Origin of the sequence: Pectobacterium carotovorum, assembly GCF_900129615.1 — a bacterium.
Classification (GTDB): Bacteria; Pseudomonadota; Gammaproteobacteria; order Enterobacterales; family Enterobacteriaceae; genus Pectobacterium; species Pectobacterium carotovorum.
Genome location: NZ_FQWI01000001.1, coordinates 804451 through 823469, shown reverse-complemented (window position 1 = coordinate 823469; position 19019 = coordinate 804451). Strand labels below are relative to the sequence as shown.

Sequence of the window (19019 nt, the reverse complement as noted above, 5' to 3'; positions counted from 1 at the left end):
TAAGCATGTTAAGCATCGAAAATTTAAAAGTCAGCGTAGAAGGCAAAGAGATCATCAAAGGGCTTAATCTCACCATTAAGCCGGGTGAAGTCCACGCGATTATGGGCCCGAATGGCTCAGGAAAGAGTACGCTCTCCGCAACGCTGGCTGGACGTGAAGAATATGAAGTGACCGACGGTTCTGTCAGCTTCAAAGGGAAAGATCTGCTGGAATTGTCTCCAGAAGATCGCGCGGGCGAAGGCGTCTTTATGGCGTTTCAGTACCCTGTCGAAATCCCCGGCGTCAGCAACCAGTTCTTCCTGCAAACCTCCGTTAACGCGGTGCGTAAATACCGCGAGCAGGAACCGCTGGATCGCTTTGACTTCGCCGACTTTATCGAAGAAAAGATCAAGTTGTTGAATATGCCGGAAGATTTGTTGACCCGTTCGGTCAACGTGGGCTTCTCCGGCGGTGAGAAGAAGCGTAACGATATTTTGCAGATGGCGGCGCTGGAGCCGGATCTGTGCATTCTGGATGAAACCGACTCCGGGCTGGACATCGATGCACTGAAAATCGTCTCTAACGGCGTAAACTCCCTGCGTGACGGCAAACGCTCGTTCATCATCGTAACGCACTACCAGCGTATTCTTGATTACATCAAACCGGATCACGTCCACGTTCTGTATCAGGGACGTATTGTGAAATCCGGTGATTTCTCGCTGGTGAAACAGTTGGAGGAGCAAGGCTATGGCTGGCTTACCGACGAGCAATAAGGTGACGAGCGACAACGCGACGGGTAAAACCAGCATCGCTCAGAAGCAAGAGCAGGCGCTGCAACAATGGCATGGCCTGTTTGAGCGTGATGCATCACGCCGTTCTGAAGAGGCGAACCAACACTGGCAGGACGTAGTGCGCCTTGGATTACCGCACCGTAAGCATGAGCACTGGAAATACACGCCGCTGGATGGCTTGCTGAGCAACGAATTTGTCGCACCGCAGGCACAGTCTCTCGATCGTGCAGCGGTAGATGCCTTGGCATTAGCCGTGGATAGCTGGCGTCTGGTGTTTGTCGATGGTGTATTCAATGCCGAACTCAGCGACAGCGCCTGGGGCCCTTATCAGGTTGATGTACAGGCGTCGCGTGCGCGTGGCGCGCTGCCTGCGGCCATTCAATCCGAAGTGTTCCTGCACCTGACCGAAAGTCTGGCTAGCACCAGTACGCTGATTCGTCTGGCTGCCGGACAGCAGGCGGAAAAACCGCTTTACCTGTTGCACATCAGCAGCTGTCAGGCAGCGGCGTTGAACACGGTTCACCATCGTCATCATCTGAACGTTGAGCGTGGCGCGAGCGCGGAAATTATCGAGCACTACGTCAGTCTGGATGAGCATGCGCACTTTACTGGCGCACGCCTGACGGTGAATGCGGCGGAAAATAGCCAGGTTAGCCACTATAAGCTGGCGTTTGAAGCGGCAGCAGGCTACCACTTCGCGCACAACGATCTGGTTCTGGCGCGTGATGCTCGGGTTCGTAGCCACAGCTTCTTGCTGGGTGCGGGTCTGACGCGCCATAACACCAGCGCCCAGTTGAACGGCGAAGGCACTAATCTGTCCATGAACAGCCTTATCCTGCCGATTGGTAGCGAAGTGTGCGATACGCGCACGTATCTGGAACACAATCAGGGCTATGGCGAAAGCCGCCAGTTGCATAAGGTCATCGTCAACGATCGCGCCAGAGCGGTGTTTAACGGCATGATCAAAGTTGCGCCGCATGCGCTGAAAACTGACGGGCAGATGACCAACAATAACCTGCTGCTGGGCCGACTGGCTGAGGTTGATACCAAGCCACAGTTGGAAATCTACGCAGACGACGTGAAATGCAGCCACGGTGCCACTATTGGCCGTATGGACGAAGAACAGCTGTTCTATCTGCGTTCCCGCGGTATTACGCAGCAGGATGCGCAACAGATGATCATCTTCGCCTTTGCGGCGGAAGTCACAGAAGCGATTGAAAGCGAGTCTCTGCGAGATGTGGTTCTGGAACGTATCGCGCAGCGTTTGCCAAACGCGCTGGCGAATGCCGGCAAGGCGGTATGATGAGTTATCCTATTGAACGGGTTCGCGCTGATTTCCCGTTGCTGGCAAGTGAGGTTAACGGTCAGCCGTTAGCCTATCTTGATAGCGCTGCGAGTGCGCAAAAACCGCACGCGGTAATCGATCGCGAAGCCGAATTCTATCGCCATGAATATGCTGCGGTGCATCGCGGCATTCACACGCTGAGCGCACAGGCGACCAGCACGATGGAAGCGGTGCGCGAAAAGGTGGCGTCCTTTATCAATGCCGCCTCAGCAGAAGAAATTGTCTTTGTACGCGGGACGACAGAGGCCATCAATCTGGTGGCTAACAGCTATGGCCGCACCTTTATCCAACCGGGCGACAATCTGATCATCACCGAGATGGAACACCACGCGAATATCGTTCCCTGGCAGATGCTGGCGGAAGCGCGTGGCGTTGAGGTTCGTGTATTGCCGCTGGCTGAAGATGGTACGCTGGATATCGCGCAGCTTCCTGACTTGCTGGACGAACGTACTCGTCTGCTGGCAGTAACGCAGATCTCTAACGTGTTGGGCACGCTGAACCCAGTGAAAGCCATGATTGCGCAGGCCAAAGCGGCGGGCGCGGTGGTGTTGATCGATGGCGCGCAGTCGATTATGCATCAGCCTGTCGATGTGCAGGATCTGGACTGCGATTTCTTTGTCTTTTCAGGACATAAGATCTACGGCCCTTCGGGTATTGGCGTGTTATACGGCAAACGTGACCTGCTTCAGGCTATGCCACCGTGGGAAGGTGGCGGGGCGATGATTCGCCAGGTGAGCCTGCGTACGGGCACCACCTATGCCGATTCACCGTGGCGCTTTGAAGCGGGATCGCCCAACACGGGCGGTATCATAGGCTTAGGTGCCGCGCTGGACTACGTGACGGCGCTGGGGCGTGAAGATATTCAACGTTATGAATCCTCGCTGATGCAGTATGCGCTGGAAGCGTTGACGCAGGTGCCCGATCTGACACTGTACGGCCCTGCTGAGCGTCATGGCGTTATTGCGTTTAATCTTGGGCAGCACCATGCCTATGATGTCGGAAGTTTCCTCGATCGGTACGGTATTGCGATTCGCACCGGCCACCATTGCGCGATGCCGCTGATGGAACACTACGGTGTTCCTAGTATGTGCCGCGCCTCGCTGGCCGTTTATACTACACGCGAAGAAATTGACCGGCTGGTTGCCGGATTGCAACGTATCCATCGATTGCTGGGCAGTTAAGCGCCGCGCGCGGATCTGTTCGGGGAGGAAAACATGGCGAGTCTGCCAGAACCGCAGAAACTGGCGCGCAACTTTGCGCGCTGTAATGACTGGGAAGAAAAATATCTTTATGTCATCGAGTTAGGGGAGCGTCTTGACCCTCTGCCTGACGAATGGCGTAATCCAGATAACCTGATTTCGGGGTGCCAGAGTCAGGTTTGGATTGTGGCGCAGCCTGATGAACAGGGCATTATCGTCCTGCACGGCGACAGCGATGCCGCTATTGTGAAGGGACTGATTGCGGTGGTTTTCAGCCTGTATCAGGGGCTGACCGCGCAGGAGATTGTTGAGCTAGATGTGCGGCCATTCTTCGAATCGCTGGCGTTGAATCAACACCTGACGCCATCCCGCTCTCAGGGGCTTGAGGCGATGCTGCGCGCGATTCGTGCGCATGCTGCCGCACTGCTTTAATTTTCTTCCCTGTTTTCTGCTTTCCTGAAGTATAAAAAAGCGCTGTGACGGAAAAAAACGTCCAGCGCTTTTTTGTTTTTTCACTTACTGATTTTTACCAACGGCACGTTATTGTTTTTGGTTGATTTATTAACTCGCTGATATTTCAGAATTCGTCCCGTATATTTATTTCCCATTAAATTTTATGCTGGCTCTGCTTTGTAAAGAATTGAATATCAATGCTTTGATTTTTAAATAAAATATTCTTTTGTTACAACAATGCTAATATATACCCACGCTCGGTGGAAAGGGGCAAAATAGCCGCATTGACACCAGATATCCCCTGAAAAATTCAGGTTGCAGCAGGGCGAACGCACAGGCAACTTGAGGTATGACGGGAATAAACAGGGTATAGCCAGCCGGATACTGCATTCTGGGTACAGAACCGGATGTTGTTGATAATTAATATATTATACCCAAAATAATTCGAGTTGCGTGAAGGCGGCAACCGCACGAATCCCCAGGAGCTTACAAGTAAGTGACTGGGGTGAGTAAGGACAAATCGGCTAAGCCGATTTGAACGCCGCTTGCGGCGGCCCTTCATGGCGAGGCTCAGAAATGAGCCGAGTATTGCCAACGCACAAGCAGCTTGAAGTATGACGGGTATAGCTGTGATGTAGGGAACCTAATATGAAACGCGCGTTAACTTTACTTGGTATGGCCTTCGCGGTATACCTGGCCAGCACCGCCGCTAAAGCGACGGAATACCCGCTACCGCCACCTAATAGCCGCCTTATCGGCGAGAATATTGCTTATACGGTCCCCAATGATGGTCGTCCGCTAGAGGCTATCGCTGCGGATTTCAAGATTGGTCTGTTGGGCATGATGGAAGCGAATCCGGGTGTGGATCCTTACCTGCCGACAGCGGGTTCCACGATCACGATCCCAACGCAAATGCTGCTGCCGGATACCCCGCGTGAAGGTATTGTGGTCAATCTGGCGGAGCTGCGTCTCTACTACTACCCGAAAGGGAAGAATACCGTCATCGTTTACCCGATCGGTATTGGTCAGTTGGGACGCAATACGCCACTGATGACGACCAGCGTAAGCGAGAAGCGTGAAAACCCGACCTGGACGCCAACGGCGAACATCCGTAAGCATTATCTCGAAGAGCAGGGCATTAAACTGCCTGCTGTCGTTCCGGCTGGCCCGGATAACCCGATGGGGTTACACGCGTTGCGTCTGTCAGCGCACGGCGGCGTTTATCTGCTGCACGGTACGAACGCGGACTTCGGTATCGGCATGCGTGTAAGCTCCGGCTGTATTCGTCTGCGTCCGGATGACATCAAGGCGTTGTTCGACAACGTGCCAGTCGGTACGCGAGTGCAGATTGTTAACGATGCGATTAAAACTTCCGTTGAGCCAGACGGCAAACGCTATGTTGAAGTGCATCAGCCTCTGTCGAAGACCGATAAGGACGATCCACAAACCATGCCGATTCCGCTGACGGCGAAGACGCAGAAGTTTGTTAAGGACGCGGAGACGGACAGTAAAGCCGTTGCTGATGCGATTGTGCGTCGTTCAGGCATGCCAATCGTGGTTAGCGTAGGGCAAGACATCAATACCTACCAGCCACCTGTAGAATCGGCTCCAGAAGCGCCTAAAACGCATCAGGTTGCCCCGATCACGGCTATCAGCACTACCGCTCGGTAATAATGAAATAAATCGGCCAGATGCGTTTAGGCGCATCTGTGCTGGCCCAGGGATAGGGCAGAAGGATGAAGATACCTGATAAAGCGAAAAAAGGATTGAAAGGAAACGCGGAAAGGGTAAAACGCAGGCAAAAAAAATGGCGCACATTGTGCGCCATTTTCACGACTTAACCAGTTCGATTACTTTTTGTAAGTACGAACTTGGTTGTCCAGACGCTGGTTAGCACGAGCTGCGTCATCTTTAGCAGCTTGTACGTCAGAGCGGATTGCGTTCACGTCGTTGCTCAGTTGGTCAACTTTAGCGTTCAGAGTCTGAACGTCAGAAGACAGCTGATCAATTTTAGCGTTGCTTGAACAACCAGCAAGCAGAGTAGAACCCAGGATTACCGCGCCCAGTACCAGTTTAGTACGATTCATTATTAATACCCTCTAGATTGAGTTAATCTCCATGTAGCGTTACAAGTATTACACAAACTTTTTTCTAATGAGAATAAATTTTTGATGAGAACATGCTTAATTTTGATCGTTCGCTCAAAGAAACAGCGAGTTTTACATATTCATTAAAAAAGTAAGGAAAACAGTGCTATTTTTATCGGATAACTCTGAGGCTTTAGGCTATTAAATGACGTGTTACACAGACGCATTAATTAGGTTATCACACTGTAGAAAGTCGTTTCAGAATATAAAAAAAGCGCCATTAAGGCGCTTTTTACCGATCTGAGAGTGGGGAATCAGAGACGGTGTACGGAAGCGGTGTTGGTTGTGCCGCTGGAAACCAGTGCACCAGATACCATAACCACAACATCGCCAGCCTGCGCATGACCGCTTTTCAGCGCGGCTTCTTTACCGATACGGTAGAAATCATCAGTAGAAGCGATTTCCTTCACCAGCAGCGTATCAATGCCTTTGCTCAGCAGAAGTTGACGCGCGGTGACGTCGTTAGTCGTCAGCGCCAGAATGCGGGCATTCGGGAAGTATTTACGGATAGATTTGGCAGACTTACCACCGCTGGTCGCAACGACAATCAGTGGTGCATCCAGTTTCTCTGCAGTTTCTACTGCACCGCGGCAGACGGCTTCGGTGATACGCAATACTGGAGGCGTCTTGATGGTATCCAGGCGGCTTTTCATCACAGAATCGGTACGCTGACAGATCGTCGCCATGATGGTAACGGATTCCAGCGGGTATTTACCTTTCGCACTTTCGCCAGACAGCATAACGGCATCGGTACCGTCGATGATGGCGTTTGCCACGTCGCCAGCTTCAGCACGGGTAGGACGTGGGTTTTTGATCATGGAATCCAGCATTTGCGTAGCGGTGATAACCACTTTGCGTGCCAGGTTACATTTTTCAATCATCATCTTCTGCGCGAAGATCACTTCTTCAACCGGGATTTCAACGCCCAGATCGCCACGGGCAACCATGATACCGTCGGACGCTTCCAGGATTTCGTCGAAATTGTTCAGACCTTCCTGGTTTTCGATCTTGGAGATGATCTGGATGTGCTCGCCACCGTGTGCTTTCAGGTGAGCGCGGATCTCTTCAACGTCAGAACGTTTACGGATAAAAGATGCGGCAACGAAATCGACGCCTTGTTCGCAACCGAAAATCAGGTCGCGTTTGTCTTTTTCAGCCAGCGCAGGCAGTTGGATGGAAACGCCTGGCAGGTTGACACCTTTATTCTCGCCCAGATCGCCATTGTTCAGCACTTTACAAACGACGTCGTTGCCGTTGATTGCTGTAACTTGCATACCGATCAAGCCGTCATCGACCAGAACGGTGTTACCGACGCTGAGGTCTTCGGTAAATCCTGCGTAGGTGACTGCGACGCGATCTTTGTTACCCACGATGCTTTGATCGGTGGTGAACGTGAACGTTTGACCCGCGGTCAGCGTTACGTCAGCGCCGTTTTCCAGCTTCATGGTACGAATTTCTGGGCCTTTGGTGTCAAGCAGGATGGCGGCTTGCTTACCGGTTTTTTCCATAACGGCACGCAGGTTCTTGATGCGTTGACCGTGTTCTGCGTAATCCCCGTGAGAGAAATTCAGGCGCATAACATTCATGCCAGCAGACAGCAGGTTGCCAAGCATTTCTTCCGACTCTGTTTTCGGCCCGATGGTACAAACAATTTTTGTCTTTTTCATACGATAGTTTCTACAAGTTGTGATGGATAAAAAAACGAGTGAACCAGTGGCGATGCGAGACGAGCCGCTGGAAAGAATGTATGAGGAAACAGTATAGGAGGTAAGTATAGATGGTCGTCGTGAATGGGTGATGAAGTGCGCAGCCGCTCGTCGCATGAGATTAGCGGGATTCGCGTTGGCGATGCCGTTGATAATAATGTTATTGATAGTGGCACGTTGTTTAGCTGAAACCATTCAATTGAAACGACGTTCCGTATTATAGTTATTAAGCGACGAGAAACAAGGTGGTAAAAGGGATGAAACTGAATATTTTGTCGTGTTTACGCAAAAAACTGAGCGATTTGGTGTTTTTACCTAACTTTGTTGCGCAACTGCCTAAGAAACCCACTGCATAAATACGGTATGACGGCGACTGGCGGCAAGTGGTTGATTCTTGTAACGGTACACAATAAATCAAGAAAACGCGTGTAAGCGGCACGTTTTTCTGTCGATCCGTATCACGTTTTTGTGTCATGCTCCTTGAGAAGATGAATGCAGATGGTAGTTTACCTGCCATTGCGGATTGTTACTGCGTAAGCAGGCAAAACCAGATGCTCGTTCTTGTTACGGGTGTCTGGTTTTTTTGTTTCCAGGGTTTGAAAAATGAAGATTGCCAAAATACTCAACAATAATGTCGTCACCGTAATCGACGAAAACAATAATGAGTCGGTTGTGATGGGACGCGGGCTGGGCTTCAAAAAGCACTCTGGCGATCTGCTGGACGAAACGCTGATTGAACGTGTGTTTGTGATGAAATCCGGCGAGTTGACATCGCGCCTACAGGAGCTGCTGTCAGAGATTCCGATGGATGTCATCACGACGGCAGACAAGATCATTCTGCTGGCAAAAGAGCGTTTGCCCGGGAAACTGCAAAACAGCGTCTACATTTCCTTAACGGATCACTGTCACTTTGCGATAGAGCGCCATAAGCAAGGGGTGGATATCCGTAATGTGCTGTTATGGGAAATAAAGCGCCTGTATCCAAAGGAATTCGCTGTTGGTCTTGAGGCGCTGGATATTATTGAACAGCGTCTTGCCGTACGCTTACCGGAAGATGAGGCGGGGTTTATTGCGCTGCATTTGGTGAATGCGCAGCTTGACAGCGAAATGCCGGAAGTCTTGCAGATTACCAAAATCATGCAGGAAATACTGAATATTGTAAAATATCAGCTGAGTTTGGACTATAACGAGCAGGCGTTAAGCTATCATCGTTTTGTGACGCATTTGAAATTTTTTGCGCAACGACTAATAGGAAAAAGCACGGTATTTAGTGATGATGAATCATTACATGATGTTGTGAAGGAAAGATATCAATTGTCTTATCGGTGCGCAGAAAAAATACAGGTTCATATTGTTCAAAAATATCATTACACGTTAACGAAAGAAGAGTTGATGTTCTTAACTATTCATATTGAGCGTGTGCGGACAGAAGGTCAGGATAAAATAGAACCCGGTGATGGAGAATAATTCTTGTTAGTTTGCTTTTCGTCACAAAATAACAGTGTGGCAAGATAAATTTCCTTGCATACGGTGAAAGTGAAAGCATAGAGTATGTGGAAAGCAAATTATCAGATGAAGTTGGTTTTATTGTCGGCACAGTAGTTGTGCTGGCACATACCCTAAATAATTCGAGTTTCAGGACGGCGGCAAGGGAATGAATCCCGATGAGCTTACACAGGTAAGTGATTCGGGTGAGTGAACGAAGCCAACGCACATGCAACTTGAAGTATGACGGGTAAACAAGCAGGATTGTTACTGTCAGGCTAGTCTAGGCGGGCAGGCAAAACCTAAATCGTTTTCTCAATGCTTATTGGGAAAAGCGATTTAGGTTTTTTTTTGTCTCAAACAGAACTGGCAATCTTAAATCATTGATATTTAAGTCTGTTTAGTATTAAGGATAGACGATGGAATACAAAGCATTAGCAAGTGAGATACTCGATGGTGTCGGCGGACGTGGCAACATCATTAGCGTAATACACTGTGCCACCCGATTACGTTTTAAATTAAAAGACAACAAAAAAGCGGATGCCGCTGCGCTGAAAAGTAATTCAGGCGTGATCATGGTGGTTGAAAGCGGCGGACAATTTCAGGTCGTTGTAGGCAATCATGTCAGTGATGTCTATCGCAGTTTACTGGATGTTTCTGGATTGAGCGATCAGGCTGACTCCTCAAATAATGAAGACGGTGATGAGAAGAAAGGTAATCTTCTTTCCCGCTTCATTGATATTATATCTGGCATATTTACGCCATTAATTGGCGTCATGGTTGCCTCTGGTATTTTAAAGGGATTTTTAGCCCTGAGTTTAGTGTGCGGTTGGATGGTTGAAACCAGCGGAACCTATAAAGTTCTGTTTGCAGCAAGCGATGCATTATTCTTTTTCTTCCCAGTGGTGTTAGGTTATACCGCGGGGAAGAAATTTGGTGGAAATCCATTCGTTACGATGGTGATTGGCGCCACGCTGGTGCATCCATCCATGATTGCTGAATTTGGCGCGATGCAGAATGCGAATTATCAGCAACTTTATTTCCTCGGTATTCCGGTCACCTTTATTAATTATGCGTCTTCCGTTATTCCGATTATTTTCTCGGCCTGGCTCTCTTCACGTCTGGAAAAGCCACTGAATGCCATATTGCATATCAACATCCGCAATTTCTTCACGCCGTTACTGTGCCTTTGTATCACGGTCCCCGTTACGTTCCTGCTGATTGGGCCGGCGGCAACCTGGCTTGGGCATATGCTGGCTGGCGGCTACCAACTGATCTACGGGCTGAACTCCACAATTGCAGGCGCACTGATGGGCGCGCTGTGGCAGGTGTTCGTAATTTTTGGTCTGCACTGGGGCTTAACGCCGCTGATGATCAACAACCTCAGCGTATTGGGACACGACACACTGCTGCCGCTGCTGACGCCTGCGGTGTTAGGGCAGGCAGGGGCGGTGCTGGGTGTGTTGCTGCGTACTCGTGATATGAAGCTGAAAGGGATTTCTGGTTCGGCTTTCTCGGCAGCCATCTTTGGTATTACAGAACCTGCGGTATATGGCGTCACATTGCCGCTGAAGCGTCCTTTCATCTTTGGCTGCTTAGGTGGCGCAATCGGGGCCGGTGTTCTGGGGTATTTCCATACCACCATTTATTCCTTCGGCTTCCCGAGCATCTTCACCTTTACGCAGGTTATCCCACCGACTGGTGTCGATAACTCGGTCTGGGCTGCCATTATTGGTACGGCCATCGCCTTCACCTTCGCTGCGGTAGCGACCTGGGCATTTGGGATTCCGCCGCAAGAGAATGCGCCAGCAGTAAACGCGCCTACGGCGGCACCGCAAGCCACACAGAACCAGAACGATGCAACGCGTAAGCAAGAAATAAACAGCCCGATTGAGGGAACGGTGCTGCCACTTGAGCAGGTCGGTGATGAAACGTTCGCCAGTGGATTAATGGGAAAAGGCATCGCGATTAAACCGCAGGCCGGACGCGTGGTTTCACCGGTGAATGGGACGGTTGCCTCTCTGTTCAAGACCAATCATGCCATCGGACTGGAGTCTGAAAACGGTGTTGAGGTGCTCATTCACGTCGGTATCGATACGGTGAAATTGGATGGTCAGTATTTCACTGCTCACATTAAGACCGGCGATGTCGTGAAGCAGGGCGATCTTCTGGTGGAGTTTGATTATCAGGCGATTGAGAAAGCCGGCTATGACACGACAACGCCCGTCATTATCACCAATAGCGAAGATTACGTTGATGTTCTGCCTACTGCCGGAAACACCGTGCAGGAACAGGGCGCGTTGTTGACGTTAATCCGCTGACATTGAAATTTATGACCCAATTGGGAGGAGAAAAGATGAGCCATCAGTTTCCGAAAGAATTCTTGTGGGGCGGCGCGATCGCTGCCAATCAGGTTGAAGGTGCGTATTTAACGGACGGAAAAGGGCTATCAACGTCCGATTTGCAGCCACAGGGTATTTTTGGCGAGATCGTCACGCGTACGCCGGGCGACAGCGGCATTAAAGACACGGCGATCGATTTTTATCACCGCTATCCCGAAGATATCGCGCTCTTTGCTGAAATGGGCTTCAAATGCCTGAGAATCTCGATTGCCTGGACACGCATTTTCCCGCAGGGCGATGAAGCCCAGCCGAATGAGGCAGGACTGGCGTTTTACGATCGCCTGTTTGATGAAATGGCAAAGTATGGCATTCAGCCGTTGGTGACGCTGTCCCACTATGAAATGCCGTACGGTCTGGTGAAGAATTACGGCGGCTGGGGAAGCCGTGAAACGATTACGTTCTTCGAGCGCTACGCCCGCACGGTATTCCAGCGCTATAAAGACAAAGTGAAATACTGGCTGACGTTCAATGAAATTAACTGTGCGCTGCATGCACCGTTTACGGGAGTCGGACTACCCACTGAAAGCGATAAACAGGCGGTTTATCAGGCGATTCACCATCAGTTGGTTGCGAGCGCCAAAGCAGTAAAAGCCTGCCATGAACTTATCCCTGATGCCAAAATCGGTAACATGCTGCTGGGCGCGATGATGTATCCGCTGACCTGTAAGCCGGGCGATGTGTTGGAAACTATGCAGCAGAACCGCGACTGGCTGTTCTTCGGTGATGTACAAACTCGAGGATACTACCCAGCGTACATGAAGCGCTTCTTTGCACAGCACGGTATTACGCTGACAGTAACGGAAGACGATCGTCAGTCGCTGAAAGAAACCATCGATTTCATTTCTTTCAGCTATTACATGACGGGCTGTGTGACGACTGATGAAGAAGTGAACCTGAAAGCCCGCGGCAATATTTTGAATATGGTGCCTAACCCGCATCTGGAAAGCTCCGAGTGGGGCTGGCAGATCGACCCGGAAGGACTGCGCTATTTGCTGAACTATCTGTATGACCGCTACCAAAAGCCGCTGTTCATTGTGGAAAACGGTTTGGGTGCCAAAGACAAACTTGAGAACGATGGCAGCATTAACGATGACTATCGCATCAAATACCTGAACGATCACCTGTATCAAGTGGGTGAAGCATTAGAAGATGGCGTTGAGGTTATGGGTTACACCTGCTGGGGCCCTATCGATCTGGTTAGTGCGTCAAAAGCCGAAATGTCGAAACGCTACGGCTTCATTTATGTCGACCGTGATGATGAAGGGAACGGTACATTAGAACGCCGACGTAAGAAAAGTTTCTACTGGTATAAAGACGTTATTTCCTCTAACGGAGAAACGTTGAAATAAATCAGCGTATCGCTACGTTATTTACGCATTCATTCTAAGAAAAAATTCTGGAATGAATGCGAACTCTCTTTTTTACTACACATGGGAAAGATGGCAGGAGAATAAAATGAAACGGGAGGGTATTGACTAGCCATTAAATTATATAAACGGTCATTTGGGTTTTACAAAATTTTATAAATAGACGAGCTTTCGGCTAGCGTCGAAGGCATGTTGTTTCCAATTTAAAAATGTACCCTACTCGGATAATAATATGCGTAAAAAATTCCCTGTAAAGATGATGGTATTACTGATGTCTTCAGTGTTTTTGTCTAATGGTGCTATGGCCGCGAAATTGACCGTAGAAGAAAGACTTGAACTATTAGAGAAAGAACTGGCGGCAAATAAAGCCGAATTGCAGTCAACGAAAAAAGAGCTGCGTGAATATAAGACGATCGCAGAAAATAAAGCACGTCTGGCAGCAAACTCTGTGGCAAAGGATAAACCACTGGTTGTTGCTTCTTCTGGTACGTCATCGGTTAATCAGGTTGTTCTTGCGCCTGCCGCTCAACCAGCCGCAAATACGGCTGATGATGCTACGAATGCACCACAAAAGCCATTAACGTTAGCTGAAGTGAGCAAGTTCGTTAAGGATGATATTGGCTTTAGCTATACGGGGTATTTCCGTTCTGGATGGGCAACGGCCGATCATGGCGCACCAAAATCGTATGCGATTGGTTCATTAGGGCGTTTTGGTAATGAGCACAGTGGTTGGTTTGATCTCATACTGAGCCAAAAAGTTTATGCAGAAGGGAATAAGCGTGTCGATGCTGTCATCCAATTAGATGGTAACGTGGGTATGCAGTATAACAGCGCCTGGTTTGGCGAAGACGCCGATAATGAAAATAAACTGCAATTCTCCCAGATGTACGTCAATACAAAAGGGTTCTTACCATTCGCTCCAGAGGCTGATTTTTGGGTAGGTAAAAATACCCTGCCAGTCTATGAAATCCAGATGCTGGACTGGAAAAGTCATCGTTCAGAAGCAGCGGGCGGTGTAGGTATTGAGAACTGGCAGTTGGGTGTGGGTAAACTTGATGTCTCTTTGAACCGTGAAGACGTTAACGCGCGCCGATTCGTATATAATGACCCGAAAAAAGATAAAAACCAGGTCAATACCAATGCGGTTGATGTTCGCTATAAAGGTATTCCGCTGTGGGAGGATGCAACATTGTCTCTGATTGGTAAATATGCGCAAGCCAATAAGAGCAATGTACAGAATAATAATGAAATCGATGGTTTATCGTATAAATTGAAAGATGCCTGGACTGCTGGTGTCATTTTACGCCAAGGATTATATAACGGTGGATTTAATGAATTCACCGTGCAGGGCGCGAGTAATTCTATTGCCAGCGGTTTTGCCAATATATCCGATGCTAACCCGACGTATAGCCGTAATGGCGACTACTATGGTAATCATTCAGGCAATGCCTTCCGCGCGATCTCGCAAGGAGAAATGTATTTGCGCGATGATATTATTATGGCAAATGCGTTGGTCTACTCAAAAGGTAATGATATCTATAGTTATGACACGGGCGCAAATACCGATTTTGATAGTATCCGTGCCGTACTTCGTCCTGCCTATATTTGGGATAAATTCAACCAGACGGGTGTAGAACTAGCGTATTTTAACCAAACTAATAAAACGAACGGTGTGAACTATCATGAGTCAGGTTATAAAACGACGCTGTACCACGCTATCAAAGTGGACACCAGCATACTGACGTCACGACCGGAAATTCGTTTTTATGGCACTTACCTGAAAATTGAAGATAACGACATCAGTAAGGCCACATTTAACGACAGTAAGAGCGATCAATTCTCCTTGGGTGTTCAGGCGGAAGTCTGGTGGTAATACCTGTCATCACGTCGGCACCGCCTCGGCGATGCTGTTACATTTAGCAAAAACAGACTCGATTAAGTGATATTCGGGATGGAATTATGCGAATGAACATGAAGAAAATATCTTTATCATTATTGACCCTGAGTGTACTGGCTGGCGTTTCTGTCAACGCGTCTGCGCTACCTGCCGATTTTCCGGTTATGCCCGCGGCAACCGTCCCCGTAAGCCAGTATGTCACGGCGGTGAACGCGGATAGCAGTATCACTTTCCGCCTGTTTGCGCCAACGGCGAAGCAGGTCAGTGTTTTTACCGGTTCGACGCCCGATAGCATTGTGTCCCATGCGATGACGAAAGATGAATCTGGCGTATGGTCGTTCAAAACGTCAGCGCTGGCACCGAACCTGTATGAATATTTTTTCAGCGTGGATGGCTTCCGCACCATCGATACCGGCACGGCGTTGACTAAACCACAGCGTCAGGTAAATACCAGTTTGATTCTGGTGCCGGGGAGCATTCTGGATGTGCGTCAGGTCCCACACGGTGAGCTAAGAACGCTGACCTATCACTCGAAAGCATTGAAATCAGAGCGTCAGGTCTATGTCTGGACGCCGCCGGGCTATAGCGAATCGTCAAAACCGTTGCCAGTGCTGTATTTCTACCACGGCTTTGGTGACACGGGCGCATCGGCCGTGGTGCAGGGGCGGATACCACAGATGATGGATAACCTGCTGGCGGAGAAAAAGATTGAGCCGATGCTGGTCGTCATTCCTGATACGGAAACGGACGTTCCCGGCATCATCCCGGAAGACTATCCACCGCAGGAGCGCCGTAAGGTGTTCTATCCGCGCAATGCGTTAGCGGCGGACAGGGAACTCATCCATGACATTATCCCCGAGATCGGCAAACGCTTTAACGTCCGTCAGGATGCGAACGGCAGGGCGCTGGCCGGGCTGTCTCAGGGCGGCTATCAGGCACTGGTATCCGGCATGAGCCACCTGGATCACTTCGGCTGGCTGGCAACGTTCAGCGGCGTGACCACCGAAACGGTGCCGAACACGGCCGTTGCTGCACAGCTTGAACGACCGGAGCAGATCAATCAGCAACTGAATAACTTCACGGTGGTGATTGGTGAAACCGACAACATCACCGGTAAGGATATTGCGGGTCTGAAAACCGTACTGGAGCAGAAAAATATCCGGTTTGACTACCACCATTATCCGAATCTCGGCCATGAAATGGATGTCTGGCGACCGGCCTACAGCGAGTTTGTTCAGAAGCTTTTTAAATAGCATCTTCATGCTGCGGGCTGCGTCGTGGCATGCCTGCTTTCTCTGATGGCAGCCTGGATCGCTGGGCTGCCATATCAACGATTGCCAAGCACCGTTAAGGATAATCATGTCTATTCACAGGTACTTTTCCCGGTTTGCCATGCTGATTGTGGCATTGCCGTTCCTCAGCGCGTTCACTGCGCAGGCTCAAACTTCACCTTTTGATGTAGCCGATCATAAACAGATCCGCGTCATTATCAGCGCCGATGCGAAAAACGAGGCTGACGATGATTTTGCCGTTGCCCATGCGGTGTTGACGCCAACGGTGCAGATAAAAGGGCTGATTGCCGCCCATTACTCCCGTACTGCGCCGTTGATGAAACGTGATGGCGAAAATAGCATGATGGAAAGCTACCATGAGCTTCAACGCCTGATGACGGTGATGGGAAAAACGGACATCCCCGTTTATCGCGGTGCGACGCAGGCGCTGAAAGCCGACGGTGGCGCGTCTGCGTTGAGTGAAGGGGCGCAGATGCTGATCGAGGAAGCGTTAAAAGACGATTCGCATCCGCTGTTTGTATTAGTCATGGGGCCGATTACGGATATCGCTGCCGCGCTACAGGCTGAACCGACGATCGCCAGCAAAATGACGGTGGTGTGGATTGGCGGCATGCCTTATCCGAAAGGCGGCTGGGAATACAATATGTTTAACGATCCGGTCGCGGCGAACAGCGTATTCAAGTCTCAGGTGCCGTTGTGGCAGGTGCCGCATAATGTTTATATGTCCGTGCGCGTCTCGCTGTCTGAGCTTGCCGTACGCGTTAAGCCGCAGGGGAAAGTGGGGGAGTATCTGTGGCAGCAACTGATCGAGTTTAATCGCGCGATTTCCGAAACCATCAAGGACGTTCCCTGGCCGAAAAGCGAAGTCTGGGTATTGGGTGATAACCCCTCGGTTTCTCTGCTGCTGGATGACCATGAATACCACTACACGCTGGTTAATGCACCGCAGCTAAACGACGACCTGACCTATGCACCACAGGACAATGCGCGCCAGATTCGAGTGTATAACGCCGTTGATGCCCGCTTCACGCTGGAAGATTTCTACGCCAAGCTGGCGTTGGCCTATGGTCAAGGGAAATAAAAATCCCAGAAGGCATACAGTGGGGCACTATTTTTCACTTAAGCCCCACTTATTTAGCTTCTGATGTGCTCTATCGGGCAAAACGCCGCGCTGTATCAGCAAATGAACTGGGATGAACTGCCGAGATGGGCGCGTCATCCCAGTGCTCGCGCCACCTGTCTTGATCCTTAAACACCCGGTTTTTAAGTGCTTAATTTTTAAGTCCCCCGTGTTTAAGCCCCTTGCCATATTCTGCGATGCCCCCTCCGTGACTGAGACAATCCTCATATAACTTTCGATACGATTCATTACTTTTCTTTACCTTTGATCAAAAACAATATTTTGAATGCATCTTTTTGTTATTCATAGTGCGAGTAATGTCACGACAGTTGTTGTGGTTTCTGTCAAATGGATAACTAAAATGACCGCCAGTAGGCGGCTTAATTTGGACACAAACGCATGGTCAGGATAAGCACGTCAATCTCCTATCTGTGGGGCATGGTAGCCAGTCTCTTTCTAATGATGCCAGCCTATTCCGCTGATGCTCCGGTGTCACCACCTCCCGCCCCGATAGAAGCAAGAAACTCCGTATTCACCAATCAACACCCCGATCAGTTCAACTCGTGGAAAGCGACCAGTGAACAGTCTGAGCGTCATGATGCGCTGGCAGAAGACCCCATGATGGTGATTCTCTGGGCGGGTTATCCCTTCTCCAGAGACTATAACAAGCCGCGTGGCCACGCCTACGCCATAACGGACGTGCGTGAAACGCTGCGTACTGGCGCACCCAAGACGGCAGAAGATGGCCCTCTGCCGATGGCGTGCTGGAGTTGTAAAAGCCCAGATGTCGCCCGCTTGATCCAAAAGGAAGGCGAGGACGGCTACTTCAAAGGCAAGTGGGCGCGAGGCGGGCCGGAGATTACTAACGATCTCGGCTGTGCGGACTGCCATGATACCGCGTCCCCAGATTTCGCTCAGGGCAAACCGGCGCTGACGCTGTCCCGTCCTTACGCAGAGCGCGCAATGGAAGCCATTGGCAAACCGTTTGATCAAACCAGTCGGTTTGGGCAGCAATCGATGGTCTGTGGGCAATGCCACGTTGAGTATTATTTTTCCGGTAAAGACAAAGCGGTGAAATTCCCATGGGATAACGGCACGAAAGTCGAAGACATGGAAAAATACTATGACGCCATTTCCTTCTCCGACTGGACCAATTCCCTTTCCCGCGCGCCGATGCTGAAAGCCCAACATCCAGAATATGAAACCTGGAGCATTGGTATTCACGGTAAAAACAACGTGACCTGTATCGATTGCCATATGCCGAAAGTGAAAAACGCGGACGGCAAGCTGTATACCGATCACAAGATCGGCAACCCTTTCGATAATTACGGCGAAACCTGCACCAATTGCCACACGCAGGATAAAGCGGCGATGCAGAAGGTGGTTGCTGAACGCAAAACGGCTATTCAGGACTTAAAACTGAAAGCAGAAGAGCAATTGGTTCACGCGCACTTTGAGGCTAAAGCGGCCTGGGATGCCGGTGCGACCGAAGCAGAAATGCAGCCGATTCTGATGGATATTCGCCATGCGCAATGGCGCTGGGATCTGGCGGTAGCCTCTCACGGTATTCACATGCATGCGCCGGATGAAGGCTTACGGATGCTCGGTACCTCGCTGAGTAAATCCGCCGAGGCGAGAACCAAACTGGTGCGTCTGTTGGCACAAAAAGGGGTGACAGGGGAAGTCAAACTACCGGATATCTCGACGAAAGAGAAAGCGCAGCAGGCGATTGGGCTCAACATGCAGCAAATCAAAGCCGAAAAACAGGATTTCCTGAACACGGTAGTGCCGCAGTGGGATGAGCAAGCGCGTAAAGCGGGACGACTGAACTAATAA

At 50.0% G+C, this 19019-nt stretch carries 14 protein-coding genes; 12 read left to right on the top strand and 2 right to left on the bottom strand.

Going from position 1 to position 19019, the window contains the following annotated elements:
- The first annotated feature begins 5 nt into the window (after positions 1-5).
- From sufC to BUB06_RS03585, 5 genes are all read left to right on the top strand, one after another.
- Positions 6-752, top strand: coding sequence for a Fe-S cluster assembly ATPase SufC (gene sufC / locus BUB06_RS03605; protein ID WP_005970394.1), 747 nt, complete (start codon positions 6-8; stop codon positions 750-752).
- Positions 727-2073 (top strand): Fe-S cluster assembly protein SufD, encoded by a 1347-nt coding sequence (sufD, locus tag BUB06_RS03600; RefSeq protein WP_072012990.1) that lies wholly within the window; start codon positions 727-729, stop codon positions 2071-2073. Before sufC ends, sufD begins: the two co-directional genes overlap by 26 nt.
- Positions 2073-3296: a cysteine desulfurase SufS gene (gene sufS, locus BUB06_RS03595; RefSeq protein WP_039471602.1), complete on the top strand. Its 1224-nt coding sequence runs from the start codon at positions 2073-2075 to the stop codon at positions 3294-3296. The genes sufD and sufS overlap by 1 nt, the downstream gene beginning before the upstream one ends.
- A 33-nt stretch (positions 3297-3329) precedes the next feature.
- On the top strand, positions 3330-3746 hold the full coding sequence (gene sufE, locus BUB06_RS03590) for a cysteine desulfuration protein SufE (RefSeq protein WP_010297800.1): 417 nt from the start codon (positions 3330-3332) through the stop codon (positions 3744-3746).
- A 669-nt stretch (positions 3747-4415) separates the two neighbouring features.
- Positions 4416-5438, top strand: coding sequence for a L,D-transpeptidase family protein (locus BUB06_RS03585; RefSeq protein ID WP_039471604.1), 1023 nt, complete (start codon positions 4416-4418; stop codon positions 5436-5438).
- A gap of 179 nt (positions 5439-5617) precedes the next feature.
- Here the strand turns inward: BUB06_RS03585 and BUB06_RS03580 are convergent, their stop codons facing one another.
- Together BUB06_RS03580 and pykF are read right to left on the bottom strand one after the other, a co-directional pair.
- Positions 5618-5854, bottom strand: a complete 237-nt coding sequence (locus tag BUB06_RS03580; protein WP_005970385.1) for a major outer membrane lipoprotein — start codon at positions 5852-5854, stop codon at positions 5618-5620.
- A gap of 314 nt (positions 5855-6168) precedes the next feature.
- Positions 6169-7581, bottom strand: a complete 1413-nt coding sequence (gene pykF / locus BUB06_RS03575; RefSeq protein WP_039471605.1) for a pyruvate kinase PykF — start codon at positions 7579-7581, stop codon at positions 6169-6171.
- Positions 7582-8223: 642 nt separating this feature from the next.
- Between pykF and licT the strand changes: the two genes are divergently transcribed.
- The 7 genes from licT (at position 8224) to nrfA (ending at position 19016) form a co-directional block, all read left to right on the top strand.
- On the top strand, positions 8224-9087 hold the full coding sequence (gene licT / locus BUB06_RS03565) for a BglG family transcription antiterminator LicT (protein ID WP_010309611.1): 864 nt from the start codon (positions 8224-8226) through the stop codon (positions 9085-9087).
- Positions 9088-9524: 437 nt separating this feature from the next.
- The gene (gene bglF / locus BUB06_RS03555) at positions 9525-11426 is read left to right on the top strand and encodes a PTS beta-glucoside transporter subunit IIABC (protein WP_039471608.1); all 1902 of its coding nucleotides are present in this window, start codon (positions 9525-9527) and stop codon (positions 11424-11426) included.
- Between the two features lie 35 nt (positions 11427-11461).
- Positions 11462-12856 (top strand): glycoside hydrolase family 1 protein, encoded by a 1395-nt coding sequence (locus BUB06_RS03550; protein WP_010305725.1) that lies wholly within the window; start codon positions 11462-11464, stop codon positions 12854-12856.
- Positions 12857-13106: 250 nt separating this feature from the next.
- Positions 13107-14747: a carbohydrate porin gene (locus tag BUB06_RS03545; RefSeq protein ID WP_039471609.1), complete on the top strand. Its 1641-nt coding sequence runs from the start codon at positions 13107-13109 to the stop codon at positions 14745-14747.
- 86 nt (positions 14748-14833) lie between these two features.
- On the top strand, positions 14834-16024 hold the full coding sequence (locus tag BUB06_RS03540; RefSeq protein WP_282916324.1) for an esterase: 1191 nt from the start codon (positions 14834-14836) through the stop codon (positions 16022-16024).
- 106 nt (positions 16025-16130) lie between these two features.
- Positions 16131-17144, top strand: a complete 1014-nt coding sequence (locus tag BUB06_RS03535) for a nucleoside hydrolase (RefSeq protein ID WP_039471613.1) — start codon at positions 16131-16133, stop codon at positions 17142-17144.
- 498 nt (positions 17145-17642) lie between these two features.
- Positions 17643-19016, top strand: coding sequence for an ammonia-forming nitrite reductase cytochrome c552 subunit (nrfA, locus tag BUB06_RS03525; RefSeq protein ID WP_048329314.1), 1374 nt, complete (start codon positions 17643-17645; stop codon positions 19014-19016).
- Positions 19017-19019: the final 3 nt, after the last annotated feature.

What these genes read in the sequence shown, in the direction of transcription:
- sufC (WP_005970394.1), top strand. Translation starts at nt 6, where the DNA reads ATGTTAAGCATCGAAAATTTAAAAGTCAGCGTAGAAGGCAAAGAGATC.
- sufD (WP_072012990.1), top strand. Translation starts at nt 727, where the DNA reads ATGGCTGGCTTACCGACGAGCAATAAGGTGACGAGCGACAACGCGACG.
- sufS (WP_039471602.1), top strand. Translation starts at nt 2,073, where the DNA reads ATGAGTTATCCTATTGAACGGGTTCGCGCTGATTTCCCGTTGCTGGCA.
- sufE (WP_010297800.1), top strand. Translation starts at nt 3,330, where the DNA reads ATGGCGAGTCTGCCAGAACCGCAGAAACTGGCGCGCAACTTTGCGCGC.
- BUB06_RS03585 (WP_039471604.1), top strand. Translation starts at nt 4,416, where the DNA reads ATGAAACGCGCGTTAACTTTACTTGGTATGGCCTTCGCGGTATACCTG.
- BUB06_RS03580 (WP_005970385.1), bottom strand. Translation starts at nt 5,854, where the DNA reads ATGAATCGTACTAAACTGGTACTGGGCGCGGTAATCCTGGGTTCTACT.
- pykF (WP_039471605.1), bottom strand. Translation starts at nt 7,581, where the DNA reads ATGAAAAAGACAAAAATTGTTTGTACCATCGGGCCGAAAACAGAGTCG.
- licT (WP_010309611.1), top strand. Translation starts at nt 8,224, where the DNA reads ATGAAGATTGCCAAAATACTCAACAATAATGTCGTCACCGTAATCGAC.
- bglF (WP_039471608.1), top strand. Translation starts at nt 9,525, where the DNA reads ATGGAATACAAAGCATTAGCAAGTGAGATACTCGATGGTGTCGGCGGA.
- BUB06_RS03550 (WP_010305725.1), top strand. Translation starts at nt 11,462, where the DNA reads ATGAGCCATCAGTTTCCGAAAGAATTCTTGTGGGGCGGCGCGATCGCT.
- BUB06_RS03545 (WP_039471609.1), top strand. Translation starts at nt 13,107, where the DNA reads ATGCGTAAAAAATTCCCTGTAAAGATGATGGTATTACTGATGTCTTCA.
- BUB06_RS03540 (WP_282916324.1), top strand. Translation starts at nt 14,834, where the DNA reads ATGCGAATGAACATGAAGAAAATATCTTTATCATTATTGACCCTGAGT.
- BUB06_RS03535 (WP_039471613.1), top strand. Translation starts at nt 16,131, where the DNA reads ATGTCTATTCACAGGTACTTTTCCCGGTTTGCCATGCTGATTGTGGCA.
- nrfA (WP_048329314.1), top strand. Translation starts at nt 17,643, where the DNA reads ATGATGCCAGCCTATTCCGCTGATGCTCCGGTGTCACCACCTCCCGCC.